Genomic DNA, 16,913 nt, shown 5'->3' on the forward strand with positions numbered 1-16,913 from the left:
TCGCACCATGACGCAACATCAACACACTGACGCTCTAGTTACAGGGCTAAACCAACAAAGCTTGGCTCAATTACCAAGCCATGTTGATACACCAACCTACGACCGTAGCGCAGTTAAAGCCGGTATTGTACATATTGGTGTGGGCGGTTTTCATCGTGCTCACCAAGCAGTGTATGTTAACGAGCTTTTAAAAACTCCGGGCTCTGAGCAATGGGGTATATGTGGTGTTGGCCTTTTAGAGGGTAACCGTGGTCTGCGTGATATTTTAAAGCAGCAAGATTACCTTTACACGCTTACTGTTAGACACCCAGACGGTACAATAGATAACAAAGTAATTGGCTCAATGATCGACTTTTTGTTTGCTCCAGAGGACAAACAAGCGGTAATTAATAAGCTAGCGCACAGCGATACTAAAATTGTGTCGCTTACTATTACTGAAGGCGGTTACAACTTTAACCCTGCAACGGGCGAGTTTGATTACAGTAATCCAGATATTATTAACGACATTAATAACCCAAACGACCCAATTACAGCGTTTGGTTACATTACTGCTGCGTTAAAACTTCGTAAAGAGCAAGGCCTAGGCGCGTTTACAGTACAGTCGTGCGATAACATTCAGCACAACGGTAACGTAACACGCAAAATGCTTTTAGCCTTTGCTACAGAGCAAGACAAAGACCTAAGTGAGTGGATTGAGCAAAACGTATCGTTTCCAAATGCGATGGTTGACCGTATTACACCGGTATCTAAAAAGAGTGATATTGATTACGTGGTTGATGCATATGGTGTTAGCGACGAGTGGCCAATTACCTGTGAGTCGTTTACACAATGGGTAATAGAGGACACATTTAGTGACTCTCGTCCAAATTGGGATGTTGTTGGTGCTCAGTTTGTTACTGATGTAACGCCTTATGAGACCATGAAAATACGTTTACTTAATGCAGGTCATTCTGTACTTGGTTTATTAGGTTCAATCCATGGCTATGGCACTATTGATGAAACGGTATCAGATGAATTATTTGCCACATACCTACGTGCTTTTATGGATAAAGAAGTAACGCCAAATCTTGAACCACTTGAAGGCATTGACCTTGAAAGCTACAAAGATACGTTAATAGAGCGTTTTGCTAATCCTAATATTAAAGACAGCCTAGCGCGTATCTGTAGTGAAAGCTCAGCTAAATTGCCTAAGTTTTTAATTGCCACAATTAACGAAAACCTAGTACAAGGTCGAGATGTATCACTGGCAACGCTTGTTATTGCTACTTGGTGTTTATACAGCGATAAAGGTTTAAGTGAAAACGGCGAGCAACTTGAAATTCAAGATGCGATGCACAAAGAGCTTAATTCTTACGCGCAAGAGACTCAAACTAGCCCGATTGCATTTTTAAAGTTAACGAGCTTGTTTGGTAAACTTGAGCATAACGAAACGTTTACTGCTGAGTATAAAAAGTCGGTTGCTGCGCTGTATGCACCTAATAGTAAAATTAAAGCCATTATGCAGGCTGTACTTGATCAAAAGAGTAACTAATTATGAGCATTTTAATTAATCATAAATCAGGCGAAAACGTAAGTGTTAGCTGCTTTGGCGAAGTGCTGTGGGATTGTTTTGATTCAGGTAAACGCTTAGGTGGCGCGCCACTTAATATGTGTGTGCGTATTAACTCACTAGGCATTAAAGCCGACATGATCAGCGCTGTTGGTAACGACGAGTTAGGCGCTGAGTTACTAGGCGAAATTACTAGCAAAGGCGTAAGCTGCGAATACATTGCTATTAATAGTGACAAAAAAACTAGCACGGTTGAGGTAACGCTCGCCAGTGGTGGCTCTGCAAGTTATGAAATAGTGGCAGATACTGCGTGGGATAATATAGCGCTTACCGATGAGTTACTTAGTAAAGTTAAAAGTAGCGATGTATTTGTATTTGGCAGCCTAATTGGGCGAAGCGAAGCGTCTTTAGCAACATTAAATCAACTCGTTGATGTAGCAAACTTTAAAGTATTTGACGTAAATCTACGTGCACCGCATTACAAGCTAGAAACACTTGTAGATTTAATGAATAAAGCAGACTTTATTAAGTTAAACGATGAAGAGCTATACGAAATTGCAAAAGCGATGGGTTGTAAGTTTCATTCGCTTGAACAAAATTTAGCGTTTATAGCACAGCAAACAAATACCGATTACTTATGTGTAACCAAAGGTAGCCACGGTGCTTTATTAACAATCAAGGGCGAGAATTTTTATAATTCAGGTTATTTAATTAGTGTAATTGACACTGTTGGCGCAGGCGATTCGTTTTTAGGTTCGTTAATTTATCAGCTTTGTAGCAACGACGACGCGCAATATGCCGTTGACTTTGCATGTGCCGTTGGAGCAATGGTCGCCGAAAGTTCTGGTGCAACACCTACTTTAACGCATCAACAAATTAGTGAGTTTATGAACCCACTTTAAAAAAACATTGTGTGTGAAAGCGGTTATACGTAAAAGTTTAACCGCTTTTTTTGTGCCTAAAATAAGACATAGGCGATAAGTGAGTGTTAAGTGCGCAGGTTGCATAAATAGTGGCTTATATCGATTATTGTATTAGCTAAACGTCTTATTGTTTGAGGGTTAAAGCTTTGTTATCGTTCGTCGATTATTCACGGATTGAAAAGGCGGGGCGACACACAATGCGCTCTATAACTAAAATACAAAAAGAGAAACGTGCTTTATGATCATCTTTTTTATCTGCCTCACTATTTTAATACTGGGCTATAAGTTTTACAGCCCATTTGTTGAAAAACAAGCCGGTTTGGATTCAACTGCTGACACACCACAAAAACGCTTTAGCGAAGGTGTTGATTACGTAGCTATTCACCCTGTAAGAGCATTTTTAATTCAGTTTTTAAACATTGCTGGCGTAGGCCCAATATTTGGCCCGATTTTAGGTGCTTTATACGGACCCGTTGCACTAGTATGGATTGTACTTGGTAATGTTTTAGGTGGCGCTGTACACGACTTCTTCTCAGGTGTAATGAGTATAAAAGAAGACGGTAAAAGCCTACCAGAAATCGCAGGCCATTATTATAACGTCGTATTTAAAGGCTTTATGCTTGTATTTACTGCCATGCTACTGTTTTTTGTAGGTGTAGTATTTATTATGAGCCCTGCAGGTTTGCTAAGTAACCTTGATTTTTTTGAAGGTACAATACTGGCAAATAACACCTTTTGGGTACTTGCTATTTTAGCGTATTACTTTTTAGCGACCTTGCTACCAATTGATAAAATTATCACTAAGTTTTACCCAATTTTTGGTGCGCTAATGATTGTAATGACGGTGGCAATTGCTATTTCATTACTTATTAATGCGCCGCACTTACCGGTACCAAGTGACTTTTTAGCTTACTTTGAAGCTGACCACGCACATGACTTTTTAGAGCCAAACCCAGATGGATTACCAACATGGCCACTGTTATTTATAACAATTACCTGTGGTGCTATTAGTGGTTTTCACTCTACTCAAGCGCCTATTATTGCGCGTTGTTTAACTAACGAAAAATACGTACGTCCAGTTTATTACGGCGCTATGATGTGTGAAGGTATTGTAGGTTGTGTATGGGCACTTGCTGGTATTGCAGCGTTCCCAGATGGTTACGCGGGCTTAAAAGCATTGCTTGACCAAGGTGGTCCAGGCTTAGTTGTTAACCATGTAGCTAACAGTTACTTAGGCGTATTTGGCGGTATAATGGCAATTATTGCAGTAGCCGTATTCCCAATTACTTCTGGTGATACAGCGTTCCGCTCACTACGTTTAACTGTTGTTGATGCGTTTAATATTCCACAAAGTTTACGTAATCGCTTATTAGTGGCGGTGCCTATACTTGCTATAGCGTACTTTATGACGAAGCTCGATTTCTCATTAATTTGGCGCTACTTTGCATTTTCAAACATGCTGCTTTCTACAAGCGTATTATGGCTTGCTACTAAGTACTTGTTTGACCGTGGTACATTCCATTGGATTGCCAGTGTTCCTGCTGTTATAGCAACAGCGGTAACGGTTTCTTATATTGGCACTGCAGCAATTGGTCTTAACTTATCAAGCGATTTAGGTAAACCTATTGGCGCTGTAGTAACAGTGATTGGCTTAATTGTTTTAGCAATTGTGCATTCTAAGCATAAAGTTAAACCAACAGCGGTTTAATAATAATCACATAAGTTATTTCAAGCATTAAAAAAGCGAGCTATTGATAATCAATAGCTCGCTTTTTTTGTGTACTAAATTTAGGTATTACTGAGTTGCAAGTTCAAAGTAACTATTATCGTCGAGCGTTTTGCTTATCATCATAGCGCCCTCAAGCAGGCTTACTGTTTGAATAGCTGCTTGAGCGGGGTTAGGCTCACCATTAGCTAAGTGTGCAGCGCTAAGCCATGTTAGGTTTTGATTAAAAAAGCGCTTTACTTCAAGGCGTACTTTATCTGGAAGGCTATCGCTTTCGGCTCCTAGCAACCCGCATAAACACATTTTTTTATCGGTTACTAATGCACGTCTAAAAAGCTGAGTGTACACATCAATAGGATTTTTACCGCTTGCTTTAAGTTCGTTTGGCTCGCCTAACGCTGCTAAAAAAGAATTAGTATATTGATGAGCAAGCTCTGCACCTAAATCGGCCTTAGTCGGAAAGTGATAGTGCACACTGGCGCTTTTAATGCCGACTTCGCTGGCGAGCTCTCTAAAACTAAAATTACTGTACCCGCCAAGTCGCACCTTGTTTTCAGCGGCTTTTAATAAAGCTTCTTTTTTACTCATTTTTAATATTTCCTATCTGCAGTAATACCAGTTTTATTAAAAACATGATCATTGTATCGCATTAAATAACACACTAACTGCGTTAAAAATTATTCATACAGAACAACTGCATGTCATGATTTTCGCCTTGTTATTGCGCTATTTTCTTAGCGTAATAATGGATCACTTATTTAATGCAAATGGTACAACAAAATTATCGACCAGTAGGTAGTTATTTACAAGCGTTTTTACTATTAAGCAACCCCCTAATTTTATTATGAATTAAGTTAAATCCCATAAATCAGAAAAATTTAAACGTTGACTTAAATTTAGTTTAACATGATAAATTACCTATCAGTAGGTAGTCCGCGCCGTTAATCCACTTCTAAACAATAAAGATAGAGATTGCTATGAAAATTTATGATGTAGCAAACTTTCCAAATCCACTTCGTGTTCGTATCGCTTTAGCTGAAAAAAATGCCACTTCAAATGTTGATTTTGTACCTGTTGATTTATTAAATGGTGAACACAGAACAAAAGCCTTTTTAGCTAAAAACCCATTAGCAGGTGTACCCGTATTAGAGCTAGATGACGGCACGTTTATATCAGAAAGTACCGCTATTACTGAGTATATTGATACCGCATTTGAAGGCCCATCTTTAATGGGTGAAACCGCAAAAGAGCGTGCAGTAATTAACATGATGCAAAAGCGTGCAGAATCTATGGTGCTTGACGCTGTGGCAACTTACTTTCATCATGCAACTGATGGCTTAGGACCTGAGCTTGAAACATATCAAAATGTGGCTTGGGGTGAAAAACAAGGCGAAAAAGCGCGCCAAGGGTTTAGCTATTTTAATGATGTACTAGCGCAATCGGCGTTTGTTGGCGGCGAGCAGTTTAGTATTGCTGATATTACATTGTATGCTGGGCTGGTATTTGCTGGATTTGCACAAATAGCAATCCCGAATGAGTTAACCCATTTAGTTGCATGGCAAGAAAAAGTAGCAAAACGCCCAAGTGTTGCGGCTTAATTAGGTTATTAGTTTAAAATTTAAGTGAAGTTACGCTTAGGAGCCAAATATGAAAATAGCTGCCGATTTTAGTAAACGAGTTGTGGTACATAGCGAATCGCTCCCGTGGGTTGCATCGCCGATGGCGGGCGTTGATAGGCGAGCGCTCGATAGAGTGGGCGACGAAGTTGCTCGCGCAACGACCATTGTTCGTTATGCACCTGGCAGTGAGTTTTCGCCGCATGTACATACAGGCGGTGAAGAGTTTGTTGTGCTTGAAGGGGTATTTCAAGATGAGCATGGTGACTTTGCGGCAGGTTCTTATATCCGTAATCCACCGCAATCAAAGCATAAGCCGGGGTCTGAAAATGGCTGCGTTATATTTGTAAAGTTATGGCAGTTTCAACCAGATGACCGAACGCACGTGCGTTTGCAAACAAACTTGATGCAAAGTACGGTGCATCCTAGTTTTAAAAATGTTGCCGTAACCCCTTTATACAAAGACGACTTTGAAGAGGTCAGCTTGTTGCACTTTAAGCCCAACGCCTGCATGGTTATAAGCGCAAAAGGTGGAGCTGAGTTGCTAGTACTTGAAGGCTCATTTGATGAGCAAGCCGATACCCTTGTAAAAAAAAGTTGGTTAAGAGTGCCTGTTAATAGCTCCGTTAACGTTAAAGCGGGAAGTAATGGTGCAAAAGTATGGCTTAAAACGGGTCATTTAACTGATGTAGAAAACCAGATATCTCGCGTACAAAATGCGTGATTGAGTCGTTTATTTGAGATTATTTATTAATTTAGTTCAGGACTAATTAATTTTAGAAGGTGTACTTTTACCACTCAGCCTATTTAAGGAGAGCAGTAATGGTACACACAACACATGGTTTATCTATTGGTCTTGAACGAGCAGGAAGAGAGTTTTTTTTAAAACTTAAAGCCGTTGGTACGCTTACTCACGACGACTACAAAATAATTACCCCAATGATAAACTCAGCTCTTGGCGAAGTTAAGCACCCAGTGGTGAATGCATTAATAGACGGTAGTGAACTTGAAGGTTGGGAGCTACGCGCAGCCTGGGATGACTTAAAGTTAGGTGTTAAACACTCTAAAGAATTTAAAAAAGTAGCTATATACGGTAATAAAGAGTGGCAAGCTCGAATGGCAAAAATAGGTAACTGGTTTATATCGGGTGAGGTTCAATACTTTGAAAATGCTACCGCTGCCATAGATTGGTTAGACGAATAATAAATCCCTTCTTTCAAAAAATAGCGCTTACAAAGCGCTATTTCAACTCTCAAATAAAGGACTTATAGCGAACGTTTAATAGTTTTCGCTTATTGTTAAGTATCAATCTTATCAAAATACGTTACTAAGCTATCAATAAATGAACGAAGTGCAAGAGACTGATGTTTCCTGGAGCGGTAAATACCGTATATGCTCAAAGTTTGTGGTTTAAGGTGTGGTAGTAAATGTATTAACTTTCCATTATTTATATATTTCTGCGCAGCAAACTTAGGTTGTAGAGTTATTCCTTGATTATTAAGAGCAGCTTTTAACAGTAAGCTCGAATCATTAGCACTGAAGTTACCAGCAATCGCTACAGATACGGGTTTTTCAGGGTGTGAAAAATGCCACATACTTTTTTCAAACCGTGAATAGTTTAAACAGTTATGGCGACTCAAATCATCCGTAGTTATAGGCTTAGAGTTTTTTTCTAAATATTCTGGGCTTGCACATAATACTGAATGGCATTTCCCAAGTGGGCGAGCAATTATATTAGGATCTAAGTCATTGGTAATTCTAATTGCTAAATCTATTCGCTCTTCTACCAAATTTGTAACGTGATTACTAATTTGTACATCAATACTGACTTCGGGATGAGCGTGTAAGAATTGTTGCAACATATCTGGTAGTACATCATGTGCTAAAAAAGGCGAGCACGACAACCTAATTTGCCCGTTTAATCTGTTATTACTTTCTATTGGCGCACTGATGTTTTGGGCGATGGCAATGAGCTCTCGGCTATGATTAAGTACTTTTTCACCCTCTGACGTGAGTGTTATTTTTCTTGTTGACCGATGGAGTAGTTGGGTATTTGCCCACTTTTCCATTTGATTCAAATACCGTGTAACCATAGATCTAGACATATCTAAAGCACGGGCAGCACCGGCTAGACTTTTCTGCTCTACAATTTTTATAAATACATCAGCTGCAATAATTCTATCCATTCACTTTGCCTATATGTTCGATTTATGCAACAGATAGTTGCATTCTGCCTAGTTTTTCATTCTTAAATTGCAACATACAATAGCCTCATCTTAACGAAATAACAAACAGGCTACTGAGAATGAAAAAAGTTAAACACGTATTAGCAGCAACAGCTTTATTAGCAAGCACATTAATGCAACCGGTATTAGCGCAAAGTGAATTAGATGTTGATGTATATAACCCACAAGACAAAAGTATTTTTGCTGTTTCATCAAGCATTATAAGTGGTGATAACGAAGTGTTATTAGTGGATGCCCAATTTCAGCGTAATGATGCACAAGCATTGGTTGAAAAAATAAAAGCGAGCGGTAAAACATTAACAGCTGTTTATATTAGTCACAGCGACCCTGATTTTTACTTTGGTTTAGATGTAATTAAAGCTGCTTTTCCAAAAGCAAAGTTATTAGCGACTAAATCAACAGTAGAGAATATTAAACGCTCAATGCAAGGAAAGTTAAATTATTGGGGGCCTATTTTAAAGAGCAATGCACCTAAAGAACTTATTTTGCCAGAAGTAATGCTATCAAATAGCCTAACTATAGATGGGAAAGAAATTATTATTAAAAATTTACAGCATGATCCAAAGCATACTTACCTTTGGATCCCTTCTATAAAAACAGTGCTGGGTGGGGTTGTAGTATTTGATCAAATGCATGTGTGGTTGGCCGATTCGAGCACTGCTGCAGAGCGTCAAACTTGGCAGTCAACATTAGATAACATCGAGAATTTAAAACCACAGACTGTTATTCCAGGTCATTTTTTACAGGGCAGTAAACAAGACCTTTCTGGTGTGTCATTCATGAAAGGATACTTAAATAAAGCGGATAGCGCTGCAAAAAATGCAAAAAACTCAACTGAATTTGTAGAGATAATGACTCAAGCTTACCCTGATTTAGGTGCAAGAAGCATCTTAGAGTTGGGCTCAAAAGTGGTTATGGGTGAGATGCAATGGCACTAAGTGCCCTTGCGTTAAGCAATTATTTAGATAGGAAATATTAATGAAAAACGTAACGTTACATATAATTGTTGACCCTTTATGTGGTTGGACTTACGGCAGCGTGCCCTTGATCACCGCTGCTGAAAATATTGATGGTTTAATTGTAAAAGTACACAGTGGAGGTATGCTAACAGGTGATAATGTCAAACCTGTGACTCCTGCATGGCGTGAATTTGCACTTAAAAACGATAGTGTCATAGCGAAGAAAACCGGTCAGGTATTTGGTAGTAACTATACTGATGGGCTTTTAAAAACCAACGATATTATACTTAACTCGGCTCCGGCTATTACCGCTATATTGGCAGCGCAAGAGCTTGGTATATCAGGTGGGGAAATGCTTAATAGTATTCAACATGCTTATTATGCTCAGGGTAAAAACATTATGCAGCTGCATGTACTGACTGATATTGCATTGGAGCTGGGTTTAAACAAGGCCTTATTTGAAACCCACTTTAATGCGCTAGAAGGCGATGCAACAGATCAACATATAGCACAAAGCCGAGGCTTATTGCACAATATTCATGGGCAAGGTTTTCCTAGTGCAGCATTTGAATTTAACACAGGTAAGTGGCAAAAAGCCGATATAGCCCATTATTATGGAAAAACTGAGCAGTGGGTTACCTACTTACAGCAATCAGTTGCGCTAGTATAGTGTGATGAAATTTCTAAATAATAAAGCTGTTTATATTACAGCTTTATTGAGCTTCCTTTTTATAGTGCAAGGGTGTGCAAAAATGAACAACATAGACATAATTAAAAGTACGTATGAAGGCAAAACATCACAAGAGAATGGGCAAAATTTAGTTGCTCATGCAAGTGATACTATTACTTGGAAAGAGGCTGACGGTTTTGCTTATGCTGGTACATACCATGGTATGAATGACATTACTGAACATGTTTTTCAAAAGCTTGCAAGCGAGTGGTATAACTACACGTTTACGCCACAAAACTACTTATCCCAAGATGATACTGTTGTAGTGTATGGCACGTACTCTGGTACTTATATTAAAACGGGTAAAAAAATGCAAGCTAGGGTCGCGCATATTTGGCAGCTTAAAAATAAAAAAATAACGCACTTTGAACAAATAGTGGATAGTAAAATGGTATTTGATGCTATGCAGTAACAACGCGTTACTGCATATATTTGAACTTAAAAAACATTAGGTCTATTAAAGTACATCAGCCAGCACAGGTAATGCCGGAAATGCCCCTTTAGCTAAACACGCTTTAGAGCCACATTTAAGAGCAAAGTGCAGGGCGCCTTTTACGCTCGCTTTATCATTTAGTTTATCTGCTAGTGGTAAATCACTTCCTAAGTTATTTAAGTAGTATAAAACCCCCGCTATAAATGCATCACCTGCGCTTGTTGTATCTACGGCGTTTATTTTTGGTGCCGATTCGTTAAGTGTAAATGCGCTGTGGTAAACCGTGGCAGGCTCTGGCCCATCGGTTAAAAACACCAGTTTAACTCCGGTATTTAATAGCATTTGAATGTAATCATCGCTCGTTGTATCGCTATGCTGGGCTAAAAAATTAAGTTCATCACGCGAGAGTTTTACTATGTCACAATAGGTGTAACAGGCTTTTACATTGCTTGCTATATCGTTTGTGTTTTCCCACAAGCTGTAGCGTAAATTTACATCAAAACTGACGAGCTTATTATTCGCTTTTGCAAGTTCTAGCGCTTTAACCGTTGTGTTGGCAATTGCTGATTCGGTTAATGTGTTTGAACAAAAGTGTAGTGTGCTTATTTCTTGCCAATTTATATGCGCTAAATGCGCCTGGGTTAATAGTACATCGGCTGTATTATGGCGATAAAAGCCAAAACTACGCTCGCCGGTTTCATCAAGGCTTACTATAACCATGGCGGTTTGTGAGCCTGCAATGGTAAATAAATAGTCTGTATTTACATTGTATTGCGCTAATGCATTACTTAATTGATTGGCAAAATGATCGTCCCCTTTACCACCACAAAATGCAGCCTCTGCGCCGAGTTTTGCGTAGCCAACAGCTACATTGGCAGGCGCGCCACCTGGTATAGGTAAATAGGCTGAGTTATTAGCATCTTGTGGCAGCATATCAATTAATAGCTCGCCTAAGCACAGGAGTTTAGTCATTTGGAATATCCTAAAAAGCCTAGCAAGGCTAGGCTAAAAAACGTGAAGGGTGTTATTTATTCATACTTTAAAAGGCGCTACAGTGACTACTCACCGCAGCGCAATACACACATTTAGTTAAAAGCGTATTTTAAAGTTACCGACGTTGTGCGGCCGTTAATAGTACGGGCACGAATAATGTTATTTTCAGGTACTGAACCTTCTTCTGCTTCTGTAATACCTACTGTATCGAAGAGGTTATTCACATTAAGCGCAATATTAAGGTTTTCAGATAAGTCATAGCTTACAAAGCCATTTACCTGTGTGTAGCCGTCAAATTGTAGATCGTTATTATCTTGAGCGTATGCATCGGTAGTACCAATGAAACTTACCCCTGCAGCGCCTTTTTCATAGTTGTAACGTGCCATTAATGAGTAAATTAAATCGGCTTGACGACGTGGCGTATTACCTACAACATCTGGGTTAAGCGCATCTTTTGCTATTTCTGCATCGGTCCAGGTTAAATTACCGCGAAAATCCCATGCATCAATAAAGTAAGTAGATTCTATTTCAATCCCTTTTGCTTCGTATTCACGGTCAAAAAACGTTTGTGATGTTGCTTCAAAATTTTGCTCTTCAGTTTCGGCAAAAAACGCAGTAGCAAACACTGATAATGAATCAAAGCGCTTTTTAACACCAAACTCAAACTGGTTTACTTCATCAACAGCGTCTTCTTTTGCAACAGAGCCGTCGGCGCGTACTTTACCAAATAAAAGACGGTCAGCATTTGCACGCCCACCTTTACTAATACGTGCAAACGTAGCAAGGCTTGGATCAATTTGATAATTAGCACCAATTGAATAAGAAGAATAGTTCCAGTCGTAGTTTACTGGACTTGCGTTTGCTGTATCAATTCCAGCAACGTTTTGCTCAGGGATTGATATTTCACCGTCGCGGTTCATATCTACAGTTGATGTTACGGCACCTGCATAGTTACCGCGAGCTTCGCCACTGTCGTAACGGGCACTTGCATCAATGCTTACGTCGCCTAATTTAGTAGAGAATGCAACGTATGGTGCACGGGTGTCGTACTCTGTGTCGTAATCACGTTGGCAACAGTTTCCCCAGTAAGGTGTGCCATACGCATATAAACCATTTTCTGAAAATTCAGTACCGTCAGCTGCAGTAACATTTAATAATGCTGCATTGTCGCCTTTAAGCTCCATAAGGTATGAATTCCATAACCACGACATAGCAATGTTTTGAGTTGACGCGTAATAACCAAAGGTAATGCTGGTGTCATCATCAAACGATTTAGTTAGTTTAAAGTCGTTAACTAATGAATCGAAGTCGTTCATTGTTACGTCAAACGTATGAATTCGCATAGCGAGGTCGTCGTTAAATGCAGCGCCCGTGTTTGCGTTACTGAGTGTTGCTCCTACACCACCAATGCTCTGTGCAATAGATGATGCGCTGCCAACCTCTGCAGGAATAAGCGAGTTAAAGTTGCCGCTTATTGATGATTTACGAAAACGGTTTTCGATACGCCAATCGTTATCTAAATCAAATACAGCTTCAAAACCAACAGAGTCAACTTTTGGATTCATACCATCGCGGATATCGCCGCTGCTGATTTGGTTTTCACCATTTAAACGTACTGTTTTAGTAAATAACGCTGAGTGAGGTGTGTCTGATTGCGCATCAAAGCCAGCAATAGAGTCACCATTTGAGTACATTGGCATAGGAAGGTAGCCAACACTCTTATCGTCTAAGTGTTTGTAATAAAGGCGCACGTAACCGTTGTCGAAATCTTTTGTAAGGTTAGCTTTTATTTGGCCACCTTTATTAGACGTGTAACCTGTTTCGCGCGGGCCTTCGCCTTGTCTAACAAAGCCACCAACATGAAAACGCACGCTATCGGTTAAATAAGTGCCGTATTCAAAGTCTGTACGAACGCTGTCGTAATCTAAGCCAAGTGTTGTAGATACACTGCCAGATTCGTTTTCGCCATTTTTAGAGATAAAGTTAATAATGCCACCAGGTGCATTACTTGCTGCAGTAGATGCTGAGCCACCACGAATCGATTCGATAGTTTGCACAGTGTTATCTAATCGCATAAAAATATCTGAATTACCAAAAGCGATATCACCGTATTGCAGTACAGGTAAACCATCTTCTTGTAATTGTAAAAATTTTGCACCGCCCGAAGCAACTGGCAGGCCACGAACAGCAATATTTGCATTACCTTCGCCACCTGTCGATTCTGCACGAATACCAGGGATGATTCTAAAAGCCTCGGCTGTTGAGCGAGGAGTAGACACCTGAACTTGTTCAAGTGATACGCTACTAACTGATACGCTTGAAGCCATGATTGTTGTTCGGCGTGGTACGCCGGTTACAACTATTGTTTCAAGACCTTTGTTTTGTGATGCTTCAGGTGTTGCTTGGTCTGTTTCTTGTGCGTTAAGGCCTTGACTTACGGCAAGTGCTAAAGCGCTGATTAAATATAAAGGTGTATTGTGTGTAGTCATGTGAACGCCTCGTTGTGTTAAACCCAGTAGGATTTGTTATTTTCACTTAATCGATTAAGTAAAAATAACAAATATTTTACAATAAGCAAATTATTTTGTGTTTAATTTGCTCTTTTATTATTCATATATTGATTTTAAAAGTGTTTTTTATTGTATTGAGATACAAATTTATTAAGCTGTTGGGTTATTTTCTTGTAAAGCACTCATTGATGGGTCGCGTAAATAATTGAACAACATAGCTACAAATAAAATCACGGCAAACCCTGTTGCTAAGTAAAAGCCATAGCGCACATGGCCAAAGTAATCGCTGATCATACCCATAAATAAAGGAGCTAAAGCAGCCGATAATGCGGTAAAAAATAATATAACGCCGGCTACGGCTCCATGGCGCTCAGCAGGAAAACACGATATACCTTTAGAGTTTAAAGTTGGGTAAACCATAGACATAAATAAACCTGAAAGAGGTAGTAACCCTACAGCCCAGTCAACGCCACCAATAAGTGTACCCACATAACAAAGCGCAATACCTAAGCTTAAATAAGCCATAACACCTTGCCAGCTATAACGGTTTAGTAACCATACGGCAATAAAACGACCTGCAGCACGTAGTATAAAAAATATAGTAAGTGCATAAGTGGCAAGGAGTGGCCAAGAGCCTGTGTAGTCCTTTAATAGCGTTGGCATCCATACATAAATAGCCACTTCAGTCGCTACATAAAGTGCAATAGCTAAAGAAAAGCCAAGTGCATAAGGGTTTTTTACCATTTTCATGGTGGTGGCCAAAGAGGCTGGCTTTTCTGTTGTTTTAACTACGTCAGGGTAGTCTGCGCGCCATGCTAATAAAGCAAGGATTAAACACATTACGCCCGCAGTAATATACAGGTATGTCCAACTAACGTTTTGCACTAATAAAACACCAACTAGGGCAGGGCCTACAATAGCGCCAATGCCAAAAAAGCCCTCAACCTTGTTCATGGTTTTAGTATGGTCGTCGTTACTATGTGAAATATCGCCAAGCAATGCCAGTGCGCCGGTTTTAAATAAACCAATGGCCAGGCCTATGCAGCAAAGCAATACTAAAAAGAAGGTAAAACTGGTGCTAAATGCAAATAAAAAACAACTCGCAGAAAATATTAATAGACCTAGCATAATGGTTTGTTTACGGCCAAGGCTGTCAGCTAAAAAACCTAAAAATAATCCACTAAAGGCTATTAATGCCATGGGAGCGTAATGAAATGCACTAGCTTGAGTCATGCTCAAACCGAAATCTTTTATAAGTTCGGGGATTATCATGCCGACTGCGTCAGAGGTCATGGCAAACATAAAAAACATCATGTATGTAAGCCAGCGTATTTGTTGCAGTGGGTCGCTGCTTACGTGTGTGTGTGATTTTATCATGTGTTTATTCCTCGTTAAATTCTCTATTAATACTTCGTAAGTCAGTCAGTTGCTTACTGTAGTATTACGTGAGACACGAAATTTGTATGTAAAATTATTAAAAATTACTTGTAAATTCTTACTCGCTAGTTAAAGATATATCTTAATCGATTAAGTTTCAACATGGTAATCACACAATGATGAAGAATAAAGTTCAATTGATCACATATGCTGATCGAATCACTGGCCAAAATATAGGCGCGCTAACCACACTTTTAAAGGGCCCTTTAAAAGGCGTATTTGGTGGTGTGCACTTATTGCCATTTTACAATCCTATTGATGGCAGCGATGCTGGCTTTGACCCTATTGATCATAGTGAAGTTGATTCTAGAATAGGCACTTGGGAAGACATACAAGTATTAGGTAAAGATCTCGACTTAATGGCTGATCTAATTGTTAACCATGTATCGGCGCAGTCTTTTCAGTTTCAAGATGTATTAGCTAAAGGTAAGCAATCAGAATTTTGGGATTTGTTTTTAACCAAAGATGATGTATTCCCAAATGGTATGAGCGAAGCTGAGCAAAAAGCAATTTACCGCCCACGCCCAGGTAGTTGCTTTACGCCAATGCAGTGCGGCGACGGCCAAACGTATGATTTTTGGACCACTTTTACCGATAACCAAATTGATATAAACGTAAAAGTAGAAGCCGGTGTTGCGTATTTAAATAACGTACTTACTAAATTTTCGGCTAACAATGTAAATATTATTCGTTTAGATGCGGCGGGTTACGCCATTAAGCAAGCTGGCACTAACTGCTTTATGCTTGATGAAACGTTTGGCTACCTAGATAACTTATCTAAGCAAGCAAACGATTTAGGCATGGAAACCATTGCAGAAATTCATAGCCATTATCAAACTCAGGTAGAAGTGGCAAAACGCGTAAATATGGTTTACGACTTTGCGTTACCACCGCTTATTTTACACAGCTTATTTAACAACGATGTAGATGCACTACTCAAATGGTTACAAATTTCGCCACGTAATTGCTTAACCGTACTTGATACACACGACGGTATTGGCATTATTGACGCAGGTCCAATGGGCGACAAACCAGGGCTATTAAATGCACAGCAGATTGATAACCTAGTAGAAACTATGCACGCTAACAGCAACAACCAAAGCCGCCAAGCTACGGGCGCTGCGGCGAGTAATGTCGACTTATATCAAGTTAACTGTACGTACTACAACGCATTAGGCGCTAAAGACTTTGATTACTTACTGTCGCGTGCAATTCAATTTTTTGCACCAGGTGTACCACAAGTATATTACGGCGGCTTATTTGCTTGCGAAAACGACATGGAGTTACTGACAAATACAAATGTAGGCCGTGATATTAACCGCCCATATTTAGATGCAAATATAATCGACAAGGCCTTAAATAAGCCTGTAGTAAAAGGTTTAATTGAATTAATTAAAATTCGCAATTCACACCCTGCATTTGCAGGTGAATTTAGCGCCCAAGGTGAAGGCAGTATGTGTTGTTTATCGTGGCAACTAGATGAGCAAACTATTTCACTTACTGTTGATTTTAAATTACGCCATGCACTTATTACGCAAGTAAACGGTGATGAAGAAACAACGATTAACTTAAATTCATTTTTAGCTTAATGTTAAAAGAGTAATTTACAAACGTCATGAAAAGCAAAAGCCAAGCTACTTAAGCTTGGCTTTTTAACACATAAAACTGTCTCGTCCTGAAATGTGTTTACACATTTAGGATTTATTATGACCAAGTCAAATAATACACCGCTCAAACGAACACAACGAGATTATTCATTAGGCTTTAAATTACAAGTTGTTCACGCTGTAG

At 39.4% G+C, this 16,913-nt stretch carries 15 protein-coding genes; 10 read left to right on the forward strand and 5 right to left on the reverse strand.

Translation table 11 applies throughout. The features are described 5' to 3' along the window. Window positions 1–7: 7 nt before the first annotated feature. The 3 genes from H5087_RS10470 (at window position 8) to H5087_RS10480 (ending at window position 4,180) form a co-directional block, all read left to right on the forward strand. A complete protein-coding gene (locus H5087_RS10470) occupies window positions 8–1,531 on the forward strand; it encodes a mannitol dehydrogenase family protein (RefSeq protein WP_182671986.1) in 1,524 nt (507 codons plus the stop codon). Between the two features lie 2 nt (window positions 1,532–1,533). Then, on the forward strand, window positions 1,534–2,451 hold the full coding sequence (locus H5087_RS10475) for a carbohydrate kinase (RefSeq protein ID WP_182671987.1): 918 nt from the start codon (window positions 1,534–1,536) through the stop codon (window positions 2,449–2,451). Window positions 2,452–2,710: 259 nt separating this feature from the next. Beyond that, on the forward strand, window positions 2,711–4,180 hold the full coding sequence (locus H5087_RS10480) for a carbon starvation protein A (RefSeq protein WP_004334688.1): 1,470 nt from the start codon (window positions 2,711–2,713) through the stop codon (window positions 4,178–4,180). 87 nt (window positions 4,181–4,267) lie between these two features. Here the strand turns inward: H5087_RS10480 and H5087_RS10485 are convergent, their stop codons facing one another. Continuing rightward, entirely contained in the window at window positions 4,268–4,786 is a 519-nt protein-coding gene (locus H5087_RS10485) for a TetR/AcrR family transcriptional regulator (RefSeq protein ID WP_182671988.1), read from the reverse strand. 389 nt (window positions 4,787–5,175) lie between these two features. On the opposite strand from H5087_RS10485, the gene H5087_RS10490 reads away from it, so the two are divergent. From H5087_RS10490 to H5087_RS10500, 3 genes are all read left to right on the forward strand, one after another. Continuing rightward, on the forward strand, window positions 5,176–5,796 hold the full coding sequence (locus H5087_RS10490; RefSeq protein ID WP_182671989.1) for a glutathione S-transferase family protein: 621 nt from the start codon (window positions 5,176–5,178) through the stop codon (window positions 5,794–5,796). A 49-nt stretch (window positions 5,797–5,845) separates the two neighbouring features. Then, on the forward strand, window positions 5,846–6,538 hold the full coding sequence (locus H5087_RS10495; protein ID WP_182671990.1) for a cupin domain-containing protein: 693 nt from the start codon (window positions 5,846–5,848) through the stop codon (window positions 6,536–6,538). A 98-nt stretch (window positions 6,539–6,636) separates the two neighbouring features. Beyond that, window positions 6,637–7,017 carry an STAS/SEC14 domain-containing protein gene (locus H5087_RS10500; protein ID WP_002960091.1) on the forward strand — a complete coding sequence of 127 codons (381 nt, stop codon included), beginning with the start codon at window positions 6,637–6,639 and terminating at the stop codon, window positions 7,015–7,017. Window positions 7,018–7,112: 95 nt separating this feature from the next. On the opposite strand, the gene H5087_RS10505 is transcribed toward H5087_RS10500, so the two are convergent. Beyond that, window positions 7,113–8,000, reverse strand: a complete 888-nt coding sequence (locus H5087_RS10505; RefSeq protein ID WP_138490298.1) for a LysR family transcriptional regulator — start codon at window positions 7,998–8,000, stop codon at window positions 7,113–7,115. A 119-nt stretch (window positions 8,001–8,119) separates the two neighbouring features. Here H5087_RS10505 and H5087_RS10510 point away from each other — a divergent pair, with 119 nt between their 5' ends. The 3 genes from H5087_RS10510 to H5087_RS10520 all read left to right on the forward strand — a co-directional run bounded on the left by H5087_RS10510 (window position 8,120) and on the right by H5087_RS10520 (window position 10,161). Continuing rightward, window positions 8,120–8,998 (forward strand): MBL fold metallo-hydrolase, encoded by an 879-nt coding sequence (locus H5087_RS10510; RefSeq protein ID WP_182671991.1) that lies wholly within the window; start codon window positions 8,120–8,122, stop codon window positions 8,996–8,998. Between the two features lie 40 nt (window positions 8,999–9,038). Then, a complete protein-coding gene (locus tag H5087_RS10515) occupies window positions 9,039–9,689 on the forward strand; it encodes a DsbA family protein (RefSeq protein WP_182671992.1) in 651 nt (216 codons plus the stop codon). 82 nt (window positions 9,690–9,771) lie between these two features. Next, window positions 9,772–10,161 (forward strand): nuclear transport factor 2 family protein, encoded by a 390-nt coding sequence (locus tag H5087_RS10520; protein ID WP_182671993.1) that lies wholly within the window; start codon window positions 9,772–9,774, stop codon window positions 10,159–10,161. A gap of 45 nt (window positions 10,162–10,206) precedes the next feature. Here H5087_RS10520 and H5087_RS10525 read toward each other — a convergent pair whose 3' ends face one another. The 3 genes from H5087_RS10525 to H5087_RS10535 all read right to left on the reverse strand — a co-directional run bounded on the left by H5087_RS10525 (window position 10,207) and on the right by H5087_RS10535 (window position 15,062). Beyond that, window positions 10,207–11,154, reverse strand: a complete 948-nt coding sequence (locus H5087_RS10525; RefSeq protein WP_039488389.1) for a carbohydrate kinase — start codon at window positions 11,152–11,154, stop codon at window positions 10,207–10,209. 113 nt (window positions 11,155–11,267) lie between these two features. After that, window positions 11,268–13,664 (reverse strand): TonB-dependent siderophore receptor, encoded by a 2,397-nt coding sequence (locus tag H5087_RS10530; protein ID WP_182671994.1) that lies wholly within the window; start codon window positions 13,662–13,664, stop codon window positions 11,268–11,270. Between the two features lie 171 nt (window positions 13,665–13,835). Next, on the reverse strand, window positions 13,836–15,062 hold the full coding sequence (locus H5087_RS10535) for a sugar MFS transporter (RefSeq protein WP_182671995.1): 1,227 nt from the start codon (window positions 15,060–15,062) through the stop codon (window positions 13,836–13,838). Window positions 15,063–15,238: 176 nt separating this feature from the next. Between H5087_RS10535 and gtfA the strand changes: the two genes are divergently transcribed. Next, window positions 15,239–16,711 carry a sucrose phosphorylase gene (gene gtfA, locus H5087_RS10540; protein WP_182671996.1) on the forward strand — a complete coding sequence of 491 codons (1,473 nt, stop codon included), beginning with the start codon at window positions 15,239–15,241 and terminating at the stop codon, window positions 16,709–16,711. Window positions 16,712–16,913 lie beyond the last annotated feature (202 nt).

Origin of the sequence: Pseudoalteromonas sp. SR43-7 (genome assembly GCF_014163785.1) — a bacterium.
Classification (GTDB): Bacteria; Pseudomonadota; Gammaproteobacteria; order Enterobacterales; family Alteromonadaceae; genus Pseudoalteromonas; species Pseudoalteromonas distincta.

Coding starts and splice junctions, on each gene's coding strand:
- H5087_RS10520 (WP_182671993.1), top strand. CDS start 9,772: ATGAACAACATAGACATAATTAAAAGTACGTATGAAGGCAAAACATCA.
- H5087_RS10485 (WP_182671988.1), bottom strand. CDS start 4,786: ATGAGTAAAAAAGAAGCTTTATTAAAAGCCGCTGAAAACAAGGTGCGA.
- H5087_RS10510 (WP_182671991.1), top strand. CDS start 8,120: ATGAAAAAAGTTAAACACGTATTAGCAGCAACAGCTTTATTAGCAAGC.
- H5087_RS10500 (WP_002960091.1), top strand. CDS start 6,637: ATGGTACACACAACACATGGTTTATCTATTGGTCTTGAACGAGCAGGA.
- H5087_RS10505 (WP_138490298.1), bottom strand. CDS start 8,000: ATGGATAGAATTATTGCAGCTGATGTATTTATAAAAATTGTAGAGCAG.
- H5087_RS10475 (WP_182671987.1), top strand. CDS start 1,534: ATGAGCATTTTAATTAATCATAAATCAGGCGAAAACGTAAGTGTTAGC.
- H5087_RS10480 (WP_004334688.1), top strand. CDS start 2,711: ATGATCATCTTTTTTATCTGCCTCACTATTTTAATACTGGGCTATAAG.
- H5087_RS10515 (WP_182671992.1), top strand. CDS start 9,039: ATGAAAAACGTAACGTTACATATAATTGTTGACCCTTTATGTGGTTGG.
- H5087_RS10495 (WP_182671990.1), top strand. CDS start 5,846: ATGAAAATAGCTGCCGATTTTAGTAAACGAGTTGTGGTACATAGCGAA.
- H5087_RS10525 (WP_039488389.1), bottom strand. CDS start 11,154: ATGACTAAACTCCTGTGCTTAGGCGAGCTATTAATTGATATGCTGCCA.
- H5087_RS10470 (WP_182671986.1), top strand. CDS start 8: ATGACGCAACATCAACACACTGACGCTCTAGTTACAGGGCTAAACCAA.
- gtfA (WP_182671996.1), top strand. CDS start 15,239: ATGATGAAGAATAAAGTTCAATTGATCACATATGCTGATCGAATCACT.
- H5087_RS10490 (WP_182671989.1), top strand. CDS start 5,176: ATGAAAATTTATGATGTAGCAAACTTTCCAAATCCACTTCGTGTTCGT.
- H5087_RS10535 (WP_182671995.1), bottom strand. CDS start 15,062: ATGATAAAATCACACACACACGTAAGCAGCGACCCACTGCAACAAATA.
- H5087_RS10530 (WP_182671994.1), bottom strand. CDS start 13,664: ATGACTACACACAATACACCTTTATATTTAATCAGCGCTTTAGCACTT.